Origin of the sequence: Bacillus sp. FSL H8-0516 (assembly GCF_038635285.1) — a bacterium.
In the GTDB taxonomy this organism is placed as follows: Bacteria; Bacillota; Bacilli; order Bacillales; family Bacillaceae; genus Bacillus; species Bacillus safensis.
In genome coordinates this window covers 1517576-1538589 of sequence record NZ_CP152051.1, presented here as the reverse complement: position 1 = coordinate 1538589, position 21014 = coordinate 1517576, and the positions used below count along the sequence as shown (strand labels likewise).

General features: G+C 43.7%; 21 protein-coding genes. 1 reads left to right on the top strand and 20 read right to left on the bottom strand.

Annotated elements, in window-relative coordinates; all coding sequences use genetic code 11:
- Window positions 1-12 precede the first annotated feature (12 nt).
- From sdaAB to MHB67_RS07600, 3 genes are all read right to left on the bottom strand, one after another.
- A complete protein-coding gene (sdaAB, locus tag MHB67_RS07610) occupies window positions 13-675 on the bottom strand; it encodes an L-serine ammonia-lyase, iron-sulfur-dependent subunit beta (RefSeq protein WP_024424201.1) in 663 nt (220 codons plus the stop codon).
- A 148-nt stretch (window positions 676-823) separates the two neighbouring features.
- Window positions 824-2497: a DAK2 domain-containing protein gene (locus MHB67_RS07605; RefSeq protein ID WP_044330686.1), complete on the bottom strand. Its 1674-nt coding sequence runs from the start codon at window positions 2495-2497 to the stop codon at window positions 824-826.
- 15 nt (window positions 2498-2512) lie between these two features.
- Entirely contained in the window at window positions 2513-2875 is a 363-nt protein-coding gene (locus MHB67_RS07600; RefSeq protein ID WP_048239670.1) for an Asp23/Gls24 family envelope stress response protein, read from the bottom strand.
- 271 nt (window positions 2876-3146) lie between these two features.
- Here MHB67_RS07600 and rpmB point away from each other — a divergent pair, with 271 nt between their 5' ends.
- A complete protein-coding gene (gene rpmB / locus MHB67_RS07595; protein WP_003212514.1) occupies window positions 3147-3335 on the top strand; it encodes a 50S ribosomal protein L28 in 189 nt (62 codons plus the stop codon).
- Window positions 3336-3404: 69 nt separating this feature from the next.
- Here the strand turns inward: rpmB and spoVM are convergent, their stop codons facing one another.
- From spoVM to MHB67_RS07510, 17 genes are all read right to left on the bottom strand, one after another.
- A complete protein-coding gene (gene spoVM, locus MHB67_RS07590; protein WP_008354550.1) occupies window positions 3405-3485 on the bottom strand; it encodes a stage V sporulation protein SpoVM in 81 nt (26 codons plus the stop codon).
- A 71-nt stretch (window positions 3486-3556) separates the two neighbouring features.
- Window positions 3557-4201 carry a thiamine diphosphokinase gene (locus MHB67_RS07585; RefSeq protein ID WP_087978873.1) on the bottom strand — a complete coding sequence of 215 codons (645 nt, stop codon included), beginning with the start codon at window positions 4199-4201 and terminating at the stop codon, window positions 3557-3559.
- A 60-nt stretch (window positions 4202-4261) separates the two neighbouring features.
- Entirely contained in the window at window positions 4262-4912 is a 651-nt protein-coding gene (gene rpe, locus MHB67_RS07580) for a ribulose-phosphate 3-epimerase (RefSeq protein WP_212048386.1), read from the bottom strand.
- A gap of 3 nt (window positions 4913-4915) precedes the next feature.
- The gene (gene rsgA, locus MHB67_RS07575; protein ID WP_024424205.1) at window positions 4916-5812 is read right to left on the bottom strand and encodes a ribosome small subunit-dependent GTPase A; all 897 of its coding nucleotides are present in this window, start codon (window positions 5810-5812) and stop codon (window positions 4916-4918) included.
- A gap of 12 nt (window positions 5813-5824) precedes the next feature.
- Window positions 5825-7780: a Stk1 family PASTA domain-containing Ser/Thr kinase gene (pknB, locus tag MHB67_RS07570; protein WP_212048384.1), complete on the bottom strand. Its 1956-nt coding sequence runs from the start codon at window positions 7778-7780 to the stop codon at window positions 5825-5827.
- Complete coding sequence (locus MHB67_RS07565) at window positions 7774-8544, bottom strand: Stp1/IreP family PP2C-type Ser/Thr phosphatase (RefSeq protein ID WP_029706534.1); 771 nt, start codon at window positions 8542-8544, stop codon at window positions 7774-7776. The genes pknB and MHB67_RS07565 overlap by 7 nt, the downstream gene beginning before the upstream one ends.
- Window positions 8545-8547: 3 nt before the next feature.
- A complete protein-coding gene (gene rlmN / locus MHB67_RS07560; protein WP_024424208.1) occupies window positions 8548-9630 on the bottom strand; it encodes a 23S rRNA (adenine(2503)-C(2))-methyltransferase RlmN in 1083 nt (360 codons plus the stop codon).
- A gap of 3 nt (window positions 9631-9633) precedes the next feature.
- On the bottom strand, window positions 9634-10977 hold the full coding sequence (gene rsmB / locus MHB67_RS07555; RefSeq protein ID WP_342492875.1) for a 16S rRNA (cytosine(967)-C(5))-methyltransferase RsmB: 1344 nt from the start codon (window positions 10975-10977) through the stop codon (window positions 9634-9636).
- Window positions 10964-11917 (bottom strand): methionyl-tRNA formyltransferase, encoded by a 954-nt coding sequence (gene fmt / locus MHB67_RS07550; protein WP_103132556.1) that lies wholly within the window; start codon window positions 11915-11917, stop codon window positions 10964-10966. The genes rsmB and fmt overlap by 14 nt, the downstream gene beginning before the upstream one ends.
- Window positions 11918-11922: 5 nt before the next feature.
- The gene (gene def, locus MHB67_RS07545; RefSeq protein WP_025092560.1) at window positions 11923-12405 is read right to left on the bottom strand and encodes a peptide deformylase; all 483 of its coding nucleotides are present in this window, start codon (window positions 12403-12405) and stop codon (window positions 11923-11925) included.
- Between the two features lie 15 nt (window positions 12406-12420).
- Window positions 12421-14829 (bottom strand): primosomal protein N', encoded by a 2409-nt coding sequence (priA, locus tag MHB67_RS07540; protein ID WP_103132557.1) that lies wholly within the window; start codon window positions 14827-14829, stop codon window positions 12421-12423.
- A complete protein-coding gene (gene coaBC / locus MHB67_RS07535; protein WP_212048378.1) occupies window positions 14826-16043 on the bottom strand; it encodes a bifunctional phosphopantothenoylcysteine decarboxylase/phosphopantothenate--cysteine ligase CoaBC in 1218 nt (405 codons plus the stop codon). Before coaBC ends, priA begins: the two co-directional genes overlap by 4 nt.
- 117 nt (window positions 16044-16160) lie before the next feature.
- Window positions 16161-16364, bottom strand: coding sequence for a DNA-directed RNA polymerase subunit omega (gene rpoZ, locus MHB67_RS07530; protein ID WP_003211647.1), 204 nt, complete (start codon window positions 16362-16364; stop codon window positions 16161-16163).
- A gap of 3 nt (window positions 16365-16367) precedes the next feature.
- Complete coding sequence (gmk, locus tag MHB67_RS07525; RefSeq protein WP_024424214.1) at window positions 16368-16982, bottom strand: guanylate kinase; 615 nt, start codon at window positions 16980-16982, stop codon at window positions 16368-16370.
- A 9-nt stretch (window positions 16983-16991) separates the two neighbouring features.
- Complete coding sequence (remA, locus tag MHB67_RS07520; RefSeq protein WP_008344898.1) at window positions 16992-17261, bottom strand: extracellular matrix/biofilm regulator RemA; 270 nt, start codon at window positions 17259-17261, stop codon at window positions 16992-16994.
- A 76-nt stretch (window positions 17262-17337) separates the two neighbouring features.
- Complete coding sequence (locus tag MHB67_RS07515; protein ID WP_252058018.1) at window positions 17338-18213, bottom strand: YicC/YloC family endoribonuclease; 876 nt, start codon at window positions 18211-18213, stop codon at window positions 17338-17340.
- Between the two features lie 83 nt (window positions 18214-18296).
- Complete coding sequence (locus tag MHB67_RS07510; RefSeq protein WP_342492874.1) at window positions 18297-20972, bottom strand: calcium-translocating P-type ATPase, SERCA-type; 2676 nt, start codon at window positions 20970-20972, stop codon at window positions 18297-18299.
- Window positions 20973-21014: the final 42 nt, after the last annotated feature.

Below are 21014 nucleotides of genomic sequence, written 5' to 3'. Positions count from 1 at the left end.
ACCTCCTTGTTGTTACTCTGCAATTTGTGTGACTTGAATAATGTTTGGCAGCGTTTCAAGCTCTGATAGGACAGCTGGGTCAATATTTTGATCCACTTCAATCGTCATCAGTGCCTCTTGCCCGACATCTTTACGCGCCACTTCCATATGACCGATGTTGATGGCGAATTTCGCTAAGACATTGGCAACTGCCGCAATCGTCCCGTAGCGATCGTTATGAACCACAAGAATGGCAGGATGATTCCCTGAAAGCCTGAGCTCAAATCCATTTAATTCTGTGATTTCAATTTTACCTCCGCCGATGGAAATGCCGATTAATTCAAGGCTTCCGTTCGCATCTGAAATCTCTACTTTTGCTGTATTCGGATGCGCCGGCACCGCCTCTTCTTCTTTAAATTCAATGTCGATCTCTTTGCTTTTTGCGATATCGATCGCTGTTTTGATTCGTTCATCAAATGTATCAAAGTCAAGAACACCGCCAATAATGGCGACATCTGTACCGTGTCCTTTATACGTATCTTTAAAAGAACCATAAAATGAAACGACAATTCGTTTCGGTTCTCTTCCAAATAAGCTGCGAGCTACTCTCCCTATACGAGCCGCACCCGCTGTGTGCGAACTTGATGGCCCAATCATGACAGGTCCAATAATATCAAACACACTTCTAAATTTCATAGGTCTTCCCCTCTCATCACCACTCGCGTATGGTTTGGTTCTTTCTTTAGACTAATGGATTCATTCGTTTCCCGCAACTCATTTCACCGTGGAATGGCTAGTAAAAAATTGCAAAAGAAGAAGAAGGGCTTTATTTGCCCTTCTTTCGTTATTCAACCGCCAAAATATATGAATAAAGCGGCTGTTTTCCATCGTGGACTTCAACTTCTACATCTTCAAATGTTTCTTCAATAAAGGCTTGCAGTGCATCCAGCTCATCAGATGATGCATCTTCCCCTTTAATGATGGTGACAATCTCATCATCTTCTGTCACCATTTTGGTGAGAAGTTCTTTTGCTGCATCTAATTGATTTTTCGCTGTTAATGTGATTTTCCCGTTGAACAGACCCATATAGTCACCTTTCGCAATGTCGATGCCATCAATTTGAGTATCTCTCACTGCAAAGGTAATTTGCCCGCTTTTCACATGGTCAATCGCTTCTAGCATCGCTCTTTCGTTGTCTTCATTTGAAGCTGCTTCATTGAGAGAAAGAAGTGCCGACATTCCTTGAGGAACGGTCTTCGTCGGAATGACAACGACCTCACGGTTTGAGACAGTTGCCGCCTGTTTAGCTGCCATGACAATATTAGAATTATTAGGTAAGATAAAGACGGTTTCGGCATGTACGCTTTCTATTGCTGTGACAATGTCTTCTGTGCTCGGATTCATCGTCTGTCCGCCTTCAATGACGACGGAAGCTCCGATGCTTTTGAACAAGTCAGCAATTCCTTCTCCCATTGCGACACTGACGACGCCAAAGCGCTGTTTTTCAGCAGCAGGTGCTTTTGGTGCAGCAGGCACATGTTCTCTTTCTTCGTTCACGATTGAGCTATGCTGCTCTCTCATGTTTTCTATTTTCATATTAATTAAGCTGCCGTAGCGCTGTGCATAGGATAAGACATCTCCTGGCTGCTCTGCATGAATATGAACTTTCGCCAGTGTATCGTCAGACACCACAAGAAGTGAATCTCCGAATTCACTTAAGTCTTCTCTGAAGGCATTCTCATCAAAGGACTGTTTGTCTTCTTCAAATTTCACCATAAATTCAGTACAGTAGCCAAATTCGATATCTTCTGTGTTCATGTGGCTTTGCGCACTTTTATGATGCTCAGCACTAACGAGTTCTTTTAGCGTAGGTAAAGAAGCCGCTTTAGGAGGAAGCTCTTCTCCTCTTAATGAAGCAAGGAAACCTTCATATACGCATAGAAGTCCTTTACCTCCACTATCGACAACACCCACTTCTTTTAAGACAGGAAGCAGATCTGGCGTTCGATCAAGTGATGCTCTTGCTTCCTCAATCGTTAACTCTAAAACGCGGTCAATTTGATCCTCTGCTGCCGAAACAGCAACCGCTTTCTTTGCTGCATCCTTTGCAACTGTTAAGATCGTTCCTTCAATCGGTTTCATCACGGCTTTATATGCTGTATCAACACCCGCCTGTAAGGCAAGAGCAAATTCTTTTGCATCAATCGTTTCTTTTTGTTCAATATGTTTACTGAAACCTCTGAAGAGCTGTGACAGGATCACGCCTGAGTTTCCTCTTGCACCCATCAATAACCCTTTTGACAGGGCCACGCCGACCTTCCCAATATGATCGGTGTTTGTTTCTTCAACTGCTTTGGCCCCTGAAGTCATCGACAAATTCATATTTGTCCCCGTGTCTCCGTCTGGCACTGGAAAAACATTTAACGCATCAACAATTTGTGCGTTTTGAGAAAGATGGTGAGCACCTGCAAGAATCATTTTTGCAAATGAACGGCCATCAAGATTTCTAATAGACAATATATTTCCTCCTTACTACGGGTTCGTAACTTTTACTCCTTGTACATAAATGTTGACCGAGTCAACAGAAAGTCCAATTGTGTGAGAAATCGTGTATTTGACTTTCGTTTGAACATTATGTGCGACTTCTGATATTTTTGTACCGTAGCTGACGATGATGTACATATCAATATGAATGCGGTCTTCTTTTTGACGCACAAGAACACCCCGGCTGAAGTTCTCTTTGCGGAGAATATCCGTCAAGCCGTCCTTGATTTGATTTTTGGACGCCATGCCAACAATACCATAGCAATCGATCGCAGCGCCTCCTGCCACCATTGCAATGACTTCATTTGATATATCAATTTGTCCGTATTTCGTTCTAAGTTCAATGGACACATTGGTTCCCCCTTTTTGAGAAATTGCCCTGAGTTATCACTATTTTACTATAAGACCCTTCTTTTTAAAAGAAATCATTCAATCCGACCCAATCCTACTTATACTATAGCCTTGATTTTTTATCAAGATGTCAAGGTATTTTTCTTGAAAGAGGAGTAAACAATCCTTGCAAACCCCTTGAAGCTGTGGTAAATTATTAAAGTATCTTGAGGCATCTCTAAGTACGTATATGAAGAATATGATGATGTTTTCGCAGTTAGGAGGGAAACAAATGGCACGTAAATGCGTTATTACAGGCAGAAAAACAAAAGCTGGGAACAACCGTTCTCACGCAATGAACTCTACAAAACGTACATGGGGCGCGAACCTTCAAAAAGTTCGTATTCTAGTGGACGGTAAGCCTAAAAGAGTATATGTATCAGCTCGAGCTTTGAAATCTGGTAAAGTTGAGCGTGTATAAGCAAGAGTAAACGCCTGCTACAATAAACTGTAGCAGGCGTTTTTATGTGGAAATAAAGGAGATTACTCATTAATCTTTTTTAAATGAACCAAGCATCGCACGGACAATGCCGCCAAGAAATCTAGGCAGTTTGATTGTATAAAATTTCATTTTGTCCCCCTCCTAAAAGTACCGCTTGCAGCACAATTGAGCTTAATCAGCCATCCACATTGATAGGTTGGTCAATCTTTGCTTCTTACCATTATTAATATGCCTTCATGAAAAGAAAAAGTACCATTTGAGTGGATGAGTTCGTTACTAATACATAGTGTGGAACCAGGCTCAATATGACAATTTTTCAGAGGATATTTGAAACCTTTTAATGTCAGCTTTTCAACCGATGTACCAAAGGGCAGGAACGACACATATTTTTTATCCGGGTCTTCTTTTATTTCGTATGTACCAGGTCCAAACATTTGAATGATATTTTGCTTATCTATAAGAGTGATGTTCTGCTTGTGCTGAATGCCTTGATATAGAAGGTGAATATTTCCTAGAAAGTGATCAGCCCTTCCTCCTGTAATGCCGTAGATGTGAATATGCGCTGGGTGCTGGCGCATGGCCCAGTTCAGCGCAAGCTCTAAATCGGTTTCATCCTTTTCAGCCTGAAATACATTCAAGGCAGGCAATTTCTTTTTCAGCTCACAAAGCTCTTCTTCTGTCACACTGTCAAAATCACCAAAAGCCTTGGCAGGCATGATACCGTGCTCTAGTAAAAAAAGCGTCCCCCGGTCTACACCGACCCAGAGAATATCGTCCTGTGATGCTTCCTGTTCAAGGGGCGGGATGTATTCAAAAGGACCGCCGGCTACGATATGTATGTGCATGATATACGCTCCTCTCCATGTAAAAAGAACCAAAGATCATAGTGACTTTGGTTCCTTTTTTTACGCTTCTCGAATGGCCTGAATGGCTGCTGCACGGTTGTTTTTACCGTATACCGCTGAGCCGGCCACAAGTAAGTTAGCGCCCGCCTCTTTACAGCTCTTTGCAGTCTCTACATTGACACCGCCGTCTATTTCTATGAGTAAGTCTGATAAGCCCTTTTGTTCGCTAAGGGTCTTCACTTCTTTTACCTTCGTGAGGACAGAGGGAATGAACGCCTGTCCGCCAAAACCAGGATTCACCGTCATGAATAAGACAAGGTCTACATCCTCTAATACATGCTCAATCTGGGAAACAGGTGTGTGCGGGTTCAAGACGACACCTGCTTTTACACCTTGTTCTTTTATGTGCTGTATCGTGCGGTGCAAGTGCGGACAAGCCTCTACATGGACAGAAATAATGTCAGCACCTGCTTTTGCGAATGCAGGAATATACCGGTCTGGCTGCTCAATCATTAAGTGAACATCGAGCGGCAGCTTTGTATTCGGTCTGATTGCTTCCACAACATTCGGCCCAAATGTAATATTCGGTACAAAATGGCCGTCCATCACGTCGATATGAATGTAATCCGCTCCGCCTTGTTCCACATCACGGATATCTTTCTCCAAATTGGCGAAATCTGCTGATAAAATGGAAGGGGCAATATAAACCATGAGTTAGTACCTCGGCTTTCTGTCTTTGATTTCAGTTAAAAACTCTAAATAATGCTGATAGCGATACGCTCTGATTTGCTCTTGTTCGACCGCGCCTTTTACCGCACAGCCAGGCTCTTTCACGTGCAGACAGCCTCTAAACTTACAATCTGCACTCCGCTCTTTGATTTCTAAAAAGTAAAGGCCTAAATCTTCCGCTTCGATGCCGGTAAATTCGAGCGAGCTAAAGCCAGGTGTATCTGCAATGAGCCCTTCTGCTGTACGAATGAGTTCGACATGTCTTGTCGTATGCTTCCCCCTTCCAAGATGAGAGGAAATATCATTGGTTTTCAGCGCCAAATCAGGACTCATCGCATTTAAAAGGGAGGACTTACCTACACCAGACTGACCGGCAAATACAGTGATTTTATTGTGAAAATGCGGGGTCAGCTTTTCAATTCCGTCTCCCTCGATCGTGGATGTTACATGAACATCATATCCAATTTGCCGATAGTCCTCTGCATAGCCTTGAATACTTTCACGCTCTTCATCTGTTTTCAATAAGTCCATTTTTGTGATACAGATAATCGGCTTAATATCATTTGCTTCCACCAGCACTAGAAATCTGTCTAAAAGCGATGTGCTAAAGGTCGGTTCTGTCGCAGAGAAAACGAGCACCGCTTGATCGACGTTACTAATAGGCGGACGAACAAGTTCGTTTGTCCGCTCTTTTACTTCTAATAAATAGCCTTCTTTATCGTTATCCGCTTGATATACGACATAATCTCCAACTAGAGGTGTGATTTTGTTTTTTCGAAAAATGCCTCTCGCTCTGCACTGAATCACTTTTCCACTTTCTAGAGACTCATCGAGCACATAATAAAATCCGCTTAATGCTTTAATAATTTTGCCCTCAGGCATAAAGTCCCTCCTTTATTCATCGTCAGGGTATTCGATTGTTTTAGAGCTTACGACTTTATCATCAACCGTCACTTGATAGTATCCTTTTTGACCTGGTTCAATCTTAAATTTAATGGTCCGTTCAGTTGGTGCAGTGATGTTAAAGGTTTCATATGAATCAGAAATGCTATGCTCAGCATCGTCAATGGAAATCTGAACGGTCATCTCTTGCCCTTCAGTGACTGGCTCATACGGGATGGCAATCTTTTCAGTTACCGTTTTAGCAGGTTTTTTCTTCGGTCCGAGTGAGAAGGTGATCTTAACCGTATCCCCTGGTTTCACAGCAGTACCTGCTCCTGGCTCCTGCTTCATGACCTCACCTTTTGGTACATCATCAGAATACGCTTCTTTTTCATCAAGCTTTAATCCGTTATCCTCTAAATAATTCGATGCAGCCTGTTTACTATATGTCGTTAAATCCCGCAAAGTAATATCGGCAGGACCTATGCTGACCGTCAACGTCACTTCTTCATCTGCTGCCACAAGCTCAGTACTCGCTGAAGGTTTCTGTTCCATGACAATCCCAGATTCGGTGTCATTATCATTTACTTCCTCCACAACAACTTGCTTAAACCCTTTTTTCTCTAGTAATTCTTTTGCTTTATCGACCTTTTCACCTGTTACATCAGGTAATTCGGTCTTTTCCTTGCCCGAACTTTGGTAAAGCTGAATCTCGGTGCCTTCTTTTACCTTTGTGCCGATTTTCGGGTCTGTTTTGACGACAAGCCCTTTTTCAATTTTCTCATCAGCGATCTCTATTGGTTCAGAGGCGACGGTAAAGCCGGCTTTCTTCAAGGTGTCCTCTGCTTTTTCAATCGTCATGCCAGATACATCAGAGACCTCAACATCTTTTGGAAAGAGCAGTCCGGGAAACACAGTGATGGCTAAAATGGTCGCAGCAGTTAGAATAAACAGGATGGATGCCACAACCCACGGCCATTTTTTTCGTTTCTTTTTCGGCTTTTGTTTTTCTTTTTTCTTCTGTTTTTGCACCGGATGGACAGCTGTTTTTTCATTGTCTTCATCGACTTGATGATCTTGAATGATTGGGATCGCTTTCGTTGCTTCATGATCCTCTTCAATGACAAAGCGTTTTTCTTTTAGTCTTGAAGGGTCGAAAGCAGTTTGCAGATCTTTTTGCATTTCAGATGCATCTTCATATCGATAAAATGGATCTTTGGCCATTGCCTTTAAAATGATGTTTTCCACGCTTTGTGGAACAGAAGGATTCCACCTTCTTACAGATGGCGGCTCTGATTGCAAATGCTTCAGCGCAACACTGACAGCTGATTCCCCTTCAAATGGCATGCGTCCAGAAATGAGTTCATAGAGCACAATTCCAAGTGAATAGATGTCTGACTTTTTCGTCGCAAGACCTCCGCGGGCTTGCTCTGGAGACAAATAGTGCACGGATCCTAGAACCGAATTTGTGTGGGTGATGGTCGCTGAGCTGAGTGCAATGGCAATCCCAAAATCAGTGACTTTAATATTCCCCATGTTGTCTATTAATATATTGTGAGGCTTAATGTCCCGGTGGACGAGCTGCTTTGCATGGGCTTCTTCCATTGCCGCAACCACTTGCTCCATAATGCGAACGGCTTCTTTCGGATGAAGCGGGCCATTGGCATGTATGTATTCTTTCAGCGTCATCCCTTCGACATATTCCATGACAATATAATAAATGTCATCTTCTTCCCCTACATCGTAGATGCTGACAATATTTGAATGATCTAAACTTGCGGCTGACTGCGCCTCACGCCGGAAACGTCTAATAAAATCATCATCGCTTGCAAAGTCAAAGCGCAAAATTTTAATCGCGACTTCGCGATCTAAAATCATATCCTCCGCCAAATAAACGTTTGCCATTCCGCCTCCGCCTATGACGCGAAGAATCTGATAACGGCCGCTGATCCGTTTTCCGATCAACACTTGCTGTCACCCTCCTCTGGCTGGGAGGAGATTTCTAACAATACTGCTGTAATGTTATCTTCACCGCCGTTGTCATTCGCTGTTTGGATTAATGCTGTTACTTTTTCATCTGGTGCGGTCGTTTGGTTTAAAATATGAATCAAATTCTCTTCTTCTACTTTATTTGATAAACCATCTGAGCAAAGCAGGATTTGATCTCCTGGGTCCACTTCAAAGGTATGTGCATCGATTTGAACGTGTTTATCTGTTCCTAATGCTTTCGTAAGCACATTTTTTCTTGGATGATATTCTGCATCCTCTTTAGAAATTTCACCTGTTTTCACAAGCTCATTTACGAGTGAATGGTCATCTGTTAGCTGGGTCAGTGCTCCTTCTCTTAGCAAGTAGCAGCGGCTGTCACCAATATGGGCAATTGTGACCGTTTGCAAATGAACGAGCGCACAAACAATGGTTGTCCCCATTCCTTGGCACTCCTCATTGTTTTTCGCATGTTCATATACTTGATCATTAATGTCACTAATTTTTGAGATTAACCAGCTTTCTTGCTCTGCTGGTTTTGCTGGGATTGAAGATGTTTCTTCCCAGTATTCTTTTAAAGAAGAGACGGCCATCCTGCTGGCGACATCACCAGCAAGATGACCTCCCATTCCATCTGCTACAACAGCTAGAAGGGTGTCTTCTTTTGCTTCAAAAATACCTGCATCATCTTCATTATGCTGACGGACTTTTCCTGTATCGGTTTGAAAGGCTGCCCTTATCAACATTCGTCACCTCGTCTCTTCCTGACGCTCCTTCGCTCTTAGCTGACCGCAAGCAGCATCAATATCATGGCCTTGCTCTCGTCTAATTGTTACGTTTACGCCGCGTTCTTTCAGCGTTTTTTCAAATAGGAAGATTTGTTCTCTCGGTGTTCTTACATAATCCCTTTCCGGTACATAGTTCACCGGAATGAGGTTCACGTGGCACTTGATTCCTTTTAATAAGTCTGCAAGCTCTTCTGCATGATGAACTTGATCATTTACTCCGCCAAACAGGCCGTATTCAAAGCTGACACGTCTCCCCGTTTTTTGAATGTAGTATTCAATGGCTTCCATTAATTTTGGCAGCTTATATGCTTTATTGATCGGCATCAGACGGCTTCTGATCTCTGTGTTCGGTGCATGCAGAGAGACAGCAAAATTGATTTGCATTTGCTCATCAGCGAATTGATAGATCTTTGGAATGATTCCGCTTGTCGACACTGTAATATGACGCGCGCCAATATTTAAGCCGTTGTCATGGTTGATGATTTTAAGGAAGGCAAGCATTTCGTCAAAGTTATCAAACGGTTCGCCAATTCCCATGATGACAACCGAGCTGACTCTCTCATCTGTTTCGTCAAGTGCCTGCTGCACTTTCAATACTTGAGCAACGATTTCTCCTGCTTCAAGGTTTCGTTTTAACCCGCCAAGTGTAGATGCACAGAATGTACAGCCAATTCGGCAGCCAACCTGAGTTGTAACACAGACAGAGTTTCCGTATTCGTGGCGCATCAGTACTGTTTCAATCGTATAGCCATCATGTAATTCAAATAAAAACTTGATCGTTCCGTCTTGAGACGTTTGTTTGATCACGGTTTTTAATGTAGTGATCGCAAATTGATTTTTTAATTTTTCTCTTAAATCCTTTGAAAGGTTAGACATATCGTCAAAGGATGTCACACGTTTCTCATAAAGCCACTCGAAAATTTGAGCTGCGCGGAAAGGCTTTTCGCCTTGTTCTTTTAACCATTCTTTCATTTCGTGAAGCTCAAATGAGTAGATCGACGGCATTTCTGTCTTCAGTTCTTTTCTTACTTTTTGTTCTGTCATTTTTTATCCCTTCTTTCTCATGCTGCAAATAAAGAAACCATCTGTTCCGAAATAATGAGGAAGAATTTGTACACTTCCGTTTTGAACAAACGGAGCAACCTGCTCAGGCAGCCGTTCATTAAGAGATAGATCGGGTTCGAAGTCTTGGTGTTCTTGTAAAAACGCATGAATCACTTGTTGATTTTCTGTTGGGTCCATTGTACATGTACTGTATACAAGGGTTCCGCCCGGTTTTAAAAGCGGGGCCGCTTCCTTTAAAATGGCCTGCTGGATAGCTGCAAGCCTTGCTGAGTCTTCTTGTGACTTTGTATATTTCATATCTGGTTTTCGTCTAATGACGCCAAAACCGGAACACGGTGCATCAATGAGAATACGGTCAAACGAAGCTTCGCTGTAATAGTCTGCCGCTTTCCTTGCATCAAGTGCTTTTGCCTCAATGTGAGTAAGGTTCAGACGTTTTGCTGCTTGTTTAATGAGTTTCACTTTATGTTCATGTAAATCAAGTGAAACAATTTTGCCCTCACCATTCATGCGTTCTGCAATATGTGTTGATTTTCCGCCAGGAGCCGCACAGGCGTCAAGCACCGTTTCTCCTGGCTGAGGGTCAAGCGCTCTTGCGACAAGCATCGAGCTTTCGTCTTGTATCGTCACATAGCCTTCTTGAAAAGAAGGGGTTGAGACGATGGACCCTTTCATGAGCTTAAGTGCATCTTCAGATAAATCGCCAAGCTCCGTTTCGATGCCTGCATCCATTAGTTTTTGCTGCAGTGCCGTGCGGTCAGTTTTCATTCGATTGACGCGAAGGGTTTGCTTTGGCGGAACTAAATGAATGCGGCACATGCTTTCTGCCGCTTCAAACCCGTACGCCTGAACCCACTCCTGCACAAGCCACAATGGGTGGCTTGTCTCAATGGACAGCCGCTTTACGGGATCTTTGATCGCATCAAATGACGGAACGCCTTCTCTTTGCACGGAACGAAGAACACCGTTCACAAGTGAAGAAATGCCTTTGTGCCCGCGCTTTTTCGTTAGCTCGACAGCTTCATGAATGGCTGCACGATCTGGTATTTTTTCAAGGTACACCATTTGATAAAGAGACATCCGCAAAAGCTGCATCACCCATGGAGCGACCTTTTGCGGTTTTTTCACAAAGGGCGTCAGCATATAATCTAATGCCAGCTTATTCTGCAGTGTACCATATACAAGCTCTGTTAACAGCGGTTTGTCCTGATCAGCTAAGTCTTTATCTTTCATGACTGACTGCAGAAGCAAATTACTGTAAGCTTGATTTTGTTCGAGTTTGATTAAAGCGTCCAGCGCTACTTCTCTCACATTACTTTTCTTCATTCATTAACCCTAATTTCTGTCCAATTTCGATATTTGCGCCTCTTAAGAAGTCTTCGCCGCTCATTTTTTTCTTACCAGCTGGCTGCACACCTGTTAATAAAAGGCCTTGCTCATTCCCCGTTCCAATGACCGGACCTTCTTTTTGAAGCTCAATCACTTTCCCAGGTTCTTCTTGCGCTTGCAGCGGAACCTTTTTCGCTTCCCATACTTTTAGATGAGCGCCGTTCCATTCAGTATAGGCAACTGGCCATGGATTTAGCCCGCGAACTTGGTTGTAAAGCTCTTCACCGGTTTTTGTCCAGTCTAACCTTTCTTGCTCCCGCTTAATGTTTGGTGCGTATGTGGCCGCTTCTTCATTTTGCGGAATCGGAGAAATAGACCCGCTCAGAACATTTGGCACCGTATCTTTTAGCAGTGCGGCACCAGCTGTACTTAATTTGTCATGCAGTGTTCCAACATTGTCTAATTCATCGATTTCAACTTCTACTTTACTGATCATGTCACCTGCATCGAGCCTTTCCACCATGTACATGATCGTAACGCCTGTTTTCTTTTTGCCTTGAAGGATCGCATAATGAATCGGCGCGCCGCCTCTTAGTTCTGGCAGGAGCGAGGCATGAACATTGATACAGCCAAACTTAGGTTCATCGAGTAGTCGCTTTGGTAAAATTTGTCCAAATGCCGCTGTGACGATTAAATCTGGCTGTAATGCAAGCACCTTATCAATTTCTTCATCAAGGCGCACCTTTTCAGGCTGCAACACAGGAATGCCGTGCTTTAAGGCTTCCACTTTCACAGGGGGCGGTGTGAGCACTCGCTTTCTTCCTTTCGGGCGGTCTGGCTGTGTGACGACCCCTACCACTTCGTATCCTTCTGTTATCAGTGTTTGCAGCACAGGTACTGAGAAATCAGGGGTTCCCATAAATACGATACGTGCCATTTTCTTCACCCTTCCATTTCCGCAAGTTCTTTTTCTGTATAGGTTTCAATGATTTTTGACGTAAATAAAATGCCGTCTAAATGATCAATTTCGTGCAATAAGGCTCTTGCTAAAAATCCGTCTGCTTCTATTGTAAATGGTTTGCCTTTCTTATCAAAGGCTTTTACCTTCACATAGTTCGGTCTTTCTACAGTGCCGTATAAAGATGGAAAACTCAGGCAGCCTTCAATATCTGTCTGGCTTCCTTCTACTTCAAGCACCTCGGGGTTCACTAAGTCAATTCTGCCAGATTCTTCTCCGATATCTACAACAGCGATTCTTTTTGAAATACCGATTTGTGGTGCTGCTAGTCCAACTCCATCCAGCTCAAGCATTGTATCATACATATCATCCAGCAGTTTTTTAAGCTTTTTATCGAACGTCTCGACGCGCTCTGTCTTTTGTTCAAGCACTTCTGCCGGATGTATGACTATTGGTTTTACTGCCACTTACAGCCCTCCGTTTTACATCATCATATATGGATTCATATCTATTGAAATCATCAATTGTTTTTGTTCCATTTCCTTTTGATAATGGTCTTGTATTTTCCGTAGTAAACTTGCCAGTTCATTTTCCCTTTTGTATTTTATCACGCATTGATACCGATATCTATCTTTGATCTTAGCGATTGGCGATGCGGCCGGACCAAGGATTCGAGTATTCGGTGCACAGTTCATTTTTAGGAACTGGACAATTTGATCAGTGACATGTGCTGCCTTCGTCACTTCTTCGTGTGACACTGTCACCATCGCCAAAAAGTAATAAGGCGGATAGGACTGGTGGCGGCGATGCAGCATCTCCTGTTCATAAAAGGCTTCGTAGTCATGCTGCTTCGTTAATTCAATACTATAGTGAGAAGGCGTATACGATTGAATAATAACCGAGCCCGCTTTTTCATGGCGCCCTGCCCTGCCGCTGACCTGCGTGAGAAGCTGAAATGTTTTTTCACTTGAACGAAAATCAGGGATGTGAAGGGATGTATCCGCACTGAGAACACCAACAAGTGTGACATCTGGGAAATCCAGCCCCTTTGCAATCATCTGCGTCCCGAGCAAAATGTCCGCTTCTTTATTGCCAAAAGACGTAAGAAGCTTTTCGTGAGAACCTTTACGAGACGTTGTATCCACATCCATTCGGATCACACGCGCCTCAGGCAACACCTTTGTCAGTTCTTCTTCTACTCGCTGCGTGCCAGTCCCAAAGTAGCGAATATGCTCACTGTGACATTCTGGACATTCAGAAGGTACTGGAGCTTCGTGACCACAATAATGGCACTTCAGCCGTTTTTGATAGCGGTGATAGGTGAGAGAAATTTCGCAATGAGGACATTGCTCCACATATCCGCAATCACGGCACATCACAAAGGATGAATAGCCTCTTTTGTTCAGAAATAAAACGGCTTGTTCTTTTCTTTCAAGCACTTCCTTTAACCTGATCATTAATTCTTCTGAGAACATGGAGCGGTTGCCATTTCTTAGTTCTTCTCTCATATCAATTAACGAAACGTGCGGCAGCTGCTGCTGGTTGACGCGGTGCTTGAGCGACAGCAATGTATAGACGCCTTTTTTCGCACGTGCATAGGTTTCAAGTGAAGGTGTTGCACTGCCTAATACGACTGGACATTGATGCCGCACTGCTCGTTCAATGGCGACATCCTTGGCATGGTAACGAGGCATTTCTTCTTGTTTATAAGAGGATTCGTGCTCTTCATCTATAATAATCATGCCTAAATTTTCAAATGGAGCGAAAACAGCAGATCTTGCACCAACGACAAGCTTGACTTCCTTGCGATGGATTTTCCGCCATTCATCATATTTTTCTCCTGTCGATAAGCCGCTGTGAAGAACAGCCACATTTGAGCCAAATCGTTCTTTAAATCGCTGCACCATTTGAGGGGTTAACGAGATTTCAGGAACTAAAACGATCGCTTCTTTCCCTTTTTGAAGAACATGATCAATTGTCTGCAAGTAAATCTCCGTTTTGCCGCTTCCTGTCACTCCGTGCAGCAAAAAGGTTTCGTGCTGATCCTCACTGACCGCTTGATGAATATGTTTTGCCGCCTCTCTTTGCTCAGGCGTGAGATCAAGTGATGCAGATGGTGTAAACTCCCGGTCACGGTAAGGATCCCGGTAGACCTCTTCATAGCTTTCTGTTAACAGCCCTTCTTGAATAAAGGTTTTAAGCGTTTGAGAACTCGCGCCTGTTTGCTGCTGCAAGTCTTTCGCTAAAAAGGTTGTCTCTCCCGTTTGAAGCAAGTAAGAAATCAGTGCCTTTTGTTTTACCGCATTTTTCTTTAGCTGCTGCTGCTTTTCTTCAAGTTTTTCTTTCGATACAGCCAACTGGAGTATGCGGACCTTTTTCTTTCCAGATTTTTGCGAGACATGGTATCTCACCTCTAGATGACCTTTTTGGACATGCTTTTGAATCTGTTTTAATTGTTCAGCCGGGATGTCAGCATAAAGAATGCTCTCTCGCTGACCGAAAAGCTCTTTCAATGACTGCGGAAGTTCTTCCTCTGATAGCACCTGTATTTCTTTTTCATACTTTGCCTTCATGGCTGCGGGCAGCATCGATTGAAGTGCCGTAATATGATAGGACAATGTTTTTTCCGTCAGCCAGTGGGAAAGCTCCAGTAGCTCATCTGTCAGAACAGGTGATAAATCAAATAAATCGACTATCTCTTTGATGCTTCCTGTCTTGATGTCTGTTTCCTCTTTGACTTTTGTCACAAACCCTTGAATCTTCCGCGGGCCAAAGGGAACGACCACCCTCATTCCCGCTTTGACGAGATCTTTGAATCGATCTGGCACACGGTAATCAAATGGCCGGTCAATGGCTTTCGTTGTGACATCTACGATGACTTCAGCAATCATGCGCGATCACGCTCTTCCGGAAGCAGCTGTATTGCCTCCTTTAAAATTTCAAAAGCGAGGTCTTTTTTGCTCATTATCGGCAGCTCTTTTTTCGTTCCATCTTCTTTGATGATCGCTGCCACATTGGTATCTGTGCCAAATCCTGCACCTTCTTTAGTGACGTTATTGGCCACAATCATATCTAGATGCTTGGATTCAATTTTCTTTTTCGCATAATATTCTACATCCTGCGTTTCAGCTGCAAATCCGATCAGCACTTGATGCTCTTTTCTTTTCCCCAGCTCTTTTAAAATATCTTTTGTCCTGGTGAATTCAATGTCCAGTGTGCCGTCCTGTTTTTTCATTTTATGAGCATATGTCGTGACAGGGGTGTAATCGGCGACAGCTGCTGATTTAATAACAAGATCAGCTTCTCCGTATACATCTAGCGCAGCTTGATACATCTCTTCAGCTGATTCAACGTGCACTACATGCACATGGTCAGGTTCAGTTAAAGAAACAGGTCCAGAAATCAGCGTCACATCTGCCCCCATTTGCTGAGCAGCCTCTGCAATCGCATAGCCCATTTTTCCACTAGAACGGTTTGTAAAGAACCGGACAGGATCGATGACTTCACGAGTAGGACCTGCTGTCACAACGACTTTTTTACCTGAGAGCGGTAAGCTTTTTGGCTCTTCAAAAAAAGCCCGGATGTGTTCCACAATTTTTTCAGGCTCTTCTAATCGCCCTTTTCCAATGTATCCGCAGGCTAAATAACCTTCACTTGGCTCAATAAACCGGTAGCCGTCTTCATATAATGTGCGAATGTTCCGTTTGACAGCGGGGTGATCGTACATATGCACATTCATCGCTGGAGCGATCCATACAGGCGCTGTTGAAGCAAGCAAAGTCGTCGTCAGCATATCATCTGCAAGTCCAGCGGCCATTTTACCAATCGTATGTGCTGTTGCAGGGGCAACAAGAATGAGATCGGCCCAGTCAGCTACGTCAATATGCGCAATGACTTTTGGATTGTTTTCTTTGAATGTATCTATATATACCTCATGCCGAGACAGTGCTTGGAAGGTAAGCGGAGACACAAACTCACGAGCAGATTCCGTCATAATCACTCTGACATTTGCGCCTGCTTGTACGAGTTTACTAGTAAGTGCTGCTGCTTTATATACGGCAATTCCTCCGCTAACACCGAGCAAAATATTTTTTGACTGTAACATTTGTTTGTCCCCCTTAACGGCCTTTTTCACAAATTCGTCTACAATTCAAAAAAGTCAAAACCAATCATAGTTTTGACTTTTTTGAACGTATCGTATCTGCATAGCAGAAGCGATGTGTTATTCTTGATCCTCTTTTTCAAATGTCAAAAGACCAGCGTCGATTTCTTCTAGTGCTTTGCCTACGAATTTGTAAGACTTTGTGTTTTCAATCTGCTGATCTTGATGGATCTGCATTTCACGTGCACGGCGTGCCGACACTGTTACAAGTGTATATTTTGAATCAAGTTTGTTCATCAATGAGTCAATTGAAGGATCTAACATGGTTTATTCTACCCCCAGCATTTTTTTATATCTTGGTGCGACTCTGTCTCTGCGCAGGTGTTCTGCAAGGACGATCGCTTTGATTCTTTCACAAGCAAGCTCGACATCATCGTTTTCAACGACATAGTCGTAAGCATCCATCATTTCAATTTCTTCTTTCGCAGCGGCCATTCGGTTTCGAATGAGCTCCTCAGACTCTGTACCGCGTGTAATGATGCGGTTTTGAAGTTCTGAAAGACTAGGCGGTGCAAGGAAAATAAAAAGACCTTCCGGGAATGCTTCTCTTACTTGAAGTGCACCTTGCACTTCAATTTCAAGGAAAACATCTTTTCCTTCGCTTAATGTCTGTTCTACATAGTCAACAGGAGTGCCGTAGTAATTCCCGACGTACTCTGCCCATTCTAACAGCTTTTTGTTTTCAATCATATGTTCAAATTCTTCCCTGGTTTTAAAGAAATAATCGACACCATTTCTTTCACCTTCACGCGGTTTGCGTGTCGTCACAGAAATAGAGTATTCAAATTTCGTATCTTCCTGGGAGAAAATGGCTTGTCTGACCGTTCCTTTTCCAACTCCCGAAGGTCCAGAGAGAACGATTAAAAGTCCTCTTTCTTTCATAATGGCGTATTACCCCTGCCCTTCATCTATGATTTCTTCTTTTACAGAAAGTCTTTGCGCGACAGTCTCAGGCTGAACGGCAGATAAGATGACATGGTCACTGTCCATAATGACAACAGCACGGGTTCTTCTTCCGTATGTAGCATCTATGAGCATGCCTCGATCTCTTGCGTCTTGTATCATTCGTTTAATCGGTGCTGATTCCGGACTGACGATCGAAATCATCCGATTCGCTGAAATGATGTTTCCAAATCCGATATTGATCAACTTTATGGTCATCTTCTTTCGTCCCCCTGTAATATAAACGTCTCTAGTCTCGCCGAAAGAGACGCACTGTAAACAGCATACACAATGACTATTCTATATTTTGCACTTGTTCTTTTATTTTTTCAATAGCACTTTTCATTTCAACCACCAGCTTTGTTAAATGGTGATGGTTCGCTTTTGATCCAATGGTGTTCACTTCACGGTTGAGCTCCTGTACAAGGAAGTCAAGTTTTCGGCCGGCAGCACCGCCTTGCAGCAAGATTTGCTGAAACTGCTGAAAATGACTTTTTAATCTCGTAATCTCTTCTGTAATGTCACACCGGTCAGCAAAGATGGCAGCTTCAGTTGTTAGTCTGCTCTCGTCAAGCGCCTCTCCGATCCATTCTTGCAATCGCTGATTCAATCGTTCTTTGTACTGACTCACAACCTCTGGTGCAAAGACTTTGATTTCTTCTGTATAGGCCTCTAGTTCAGAAAGCCTCAGTTCACAGTCTTTTTGAAGGGATGCCCCCTCTTGCTCTCTCATGAAGCAAAGCTCCTTGACAGCAGCCTCGCAAGCTTCCATCAGCAGCTGCTCTAACTGTTCATTTCGGCTGGATGACTCTTCCACCTGAACGGCAAGCTCCAGCCCCAGTAAGTCATGTGCATGCTGAATGCCTGAAATGTGATAGCGTTCCTCGAGGTCTTTTGCGGCTTTCATGTATTCATCAAGCAGCGGCCAGTCGATCTGTAAGGACCGGCTTGCTAGTTTACCGCCTTCAATCGTGACAAACAGCTCAATTCTACCGCGCTGCACGTGACGAAGAATGATCTTTTTTAATGTATCTTCGAAATATAAAAGCGGCCTCGGCAAACGGGCATGAACCTCTTTAAAACGGTGATTGACCGATTTTAGCTCAACTGACACTGTCAGTTCTCCATCCGTTTTACTCGCTTGGCCGAATCCCGTCATACTGCGTATCATGTCAAAACACCCAATTCTTTCATATTAATAAAATGAAAAAGGTAATAGCAGACACTATTACCTCAAAATTATACCATAATCAATTATTTTTTTCTTGTCAAAAGTGATCCTGCCAGTAAAAAAGTTGGCAGTGCAGACATCCCGATGATCAGCAGCCAATCAATCGGTGCAACCGCGACCGTTTTGAAAATCGGCTGAAGCGGCGGGTAATAAATGACCACAAGCATGAGCAAAAGTGATGACAAAACCGCACCGATCAAATAAAGGTTCCCAAATGGATTACGTTCAAAAATGGACCGTTCACTGCGGCAGTCAAATACATGAATGAGCTGCGCCAAAACAAGCGTACTAAATGCGACAGTCTGCGCATATTGCAGGTTGTTTGGATCGCGGTGATACACAAATATAAATGCCAAAAGGGTCGCAAGTCCGATGAGGAAGCCTCTTGAAATGACCTTCCAGCCAAGCCCTCTAGCAAAAATGCCCTCTTTCACATTCCGCGGCTTTCTCTTCATGACATCGCCTTCTGGCTTATCCATGCCAAGTGCCATAGCCGGCAGACCATCTGTGACAAGGTTTACCCATAAGATTTGTATAGGAACGAGCGGCAGCGGCAGCGCGAGCAGCATCGCAAACAGCATGACCAAAATTTCTCCGACATTTGATGCCAGCAAATAACGGACAAACTTACGAATGTTTTCATAAATATTCCGGCCCTCTTTAATGGCGGATTTTATGGTCGCAAAGTTGTCGTCAAGTAAAATAAGAGAAGACGCTTCTTTGGCTACGTCTGTTCCAGTGATGCCCATGGAGATACCGATATCTGCTTGTTTAATGGCAGGCGCATCATTGACCCCATCACCTGTCATCGCCACAACATGCCCATTTTTTTGATAGGCTTTGACAATTCTCAGTTTATGCTCAGGGGAAACCCGGGCAAAGACGTATACATTTTCAGCCGTTTGCTCAAGCTCTTTGTCGCTCATCTGATCAAGCGCTTTCCCGTCGAGCACCTGTCCTTGCTTCGGTAAAAGGCTCAAGTCTTTGGCGATCGCTTTGGCCGTTTCTACGTGGTCGCCTGTAATCATGACCGTTTTAATCCCGGCATCCCGGCACTCTTTAATCGCTCGTCTGACTTCAGGACGCGGTGGATCGATCATACCCTCTAACCCGATAAATGTTAAATCGGTTTCAGCCTGCTTTACAGAGGTGATTTTTTCTGTCAGACCGACTTTTTTATACGCAATGGCAATGGTTCTAAGCGCCTGTCTTGCTAACCCTTGAATCGCAGCTTCTGCTTCTTGCCTATGAGTTGCTGAAAAAGAAGCTGTGCGTCCGCCGTGCATGATATGACTTGAACGGTTCATTAGTACATCCGGCGCACCTTTTGCAATGACATACCGCTCTTTTTGATTCGTTTCAACGACGACTGACATCATCTTTCTTTCTGAGTCAAAAGGAAACTCCTCAATGACATGAAATCCAGCTTCAATGAATTGCTCTGTAAAACCCGCTTTACGTGCTGCGGTAAGAAGCGCCCCCTCTGTCGGATCGCCATCAAGCCTCATCTCTCCATCTTTTTCAACGATGGTCGATGTATTACAAAGCGCCCCGTATAATAACACCTTTTGCAGGCTTGGGTGCTTGTCGGCATGGACGATTTCTCCGTTTAAGGTAAAGTCACCGGATGGCTCGTAGCCTGTGCCAGAAATATTCCACGTTTTCCCCTCTGCCCATACATGAGTCACGGTCATTTTATTTTGCGTCATCGTTCCTGTTTTATCTGAGCAAATGATTGACGCGCAGCCAAGAGTTTCCACCGCCGGGAGCTTTCTGACAATCGATTTCTGTTTGATCATCCGCTGCACCCCTAAGGAAAGTGCGACAGTGACAATCGCCGGCAGTCCTTCTGGAATCGCCGCAACAGCAAGAGATACTCCCGCTAGGAACATATGATACAATTCATGTCCTTGCACAACACCGAGAACCACAACGAGCACTGTTAAAAATAAAGCAGCCACAATCAGAATTTTCCCAAGCTGCTCGAGACGCCTTTGCAGCGGCGTTTCCATATTACCTGCTGCATCCAGCATGCCGGCAATTTGTCCCATCGCCGTATTCATCCCTGTACCAATGACAACCCCTACGCCGCTGCCTCTAGTAACAAGCGTCCCCATAAAGGCCATGTTCGTCAAATCTCCAAGCGAGACATGGCTGCTTGAAATCGGACTTGCGTGTTTGACCGCTGGGATGGACTCACCAGTGAGAGCGGACTCCTCGATTTCTAAGCTCTTTGTTTCTAGTAATCTAATATCTGCCCCAATCCGGTCTCCGCTTGAAAATTTCACAATATCCCCTGGCACGAGATGTTTAGACGGGATCTTGATCCATTCATTATTTCTCCTTGCATACACGTGCGGAGTTGATAATTCTTTTAATGCTTGAAGGGATTTCTCCGCCCGGCGTTCTTGATAAAAGCCGAGTACACCATTAATCAAAACAATGGCTACAATCGCAACAGCATCAATGTATTCTCCTAAAAAGGCAGAAATGATTGTTGCTGCAAGCAAGATTAACACCATGAAATCTTTAAACTGTGCTAAAAAAATGATCAGAGCCGACGCCTTTTTTCCTTCCTGTAATTCATTAGGCCCGTGTTTTTCAAGCCGCTTTTGTACATCTTTTTCTGACAGTCCGTCACCTATCGATGTATTCATTGTTTTTAATAAATCGGTTTGGTTCAGTTCATGCCAATTCATTTGACCTCGTCCACTCCTCTTTTGTTCTCTCTCATATGCAGT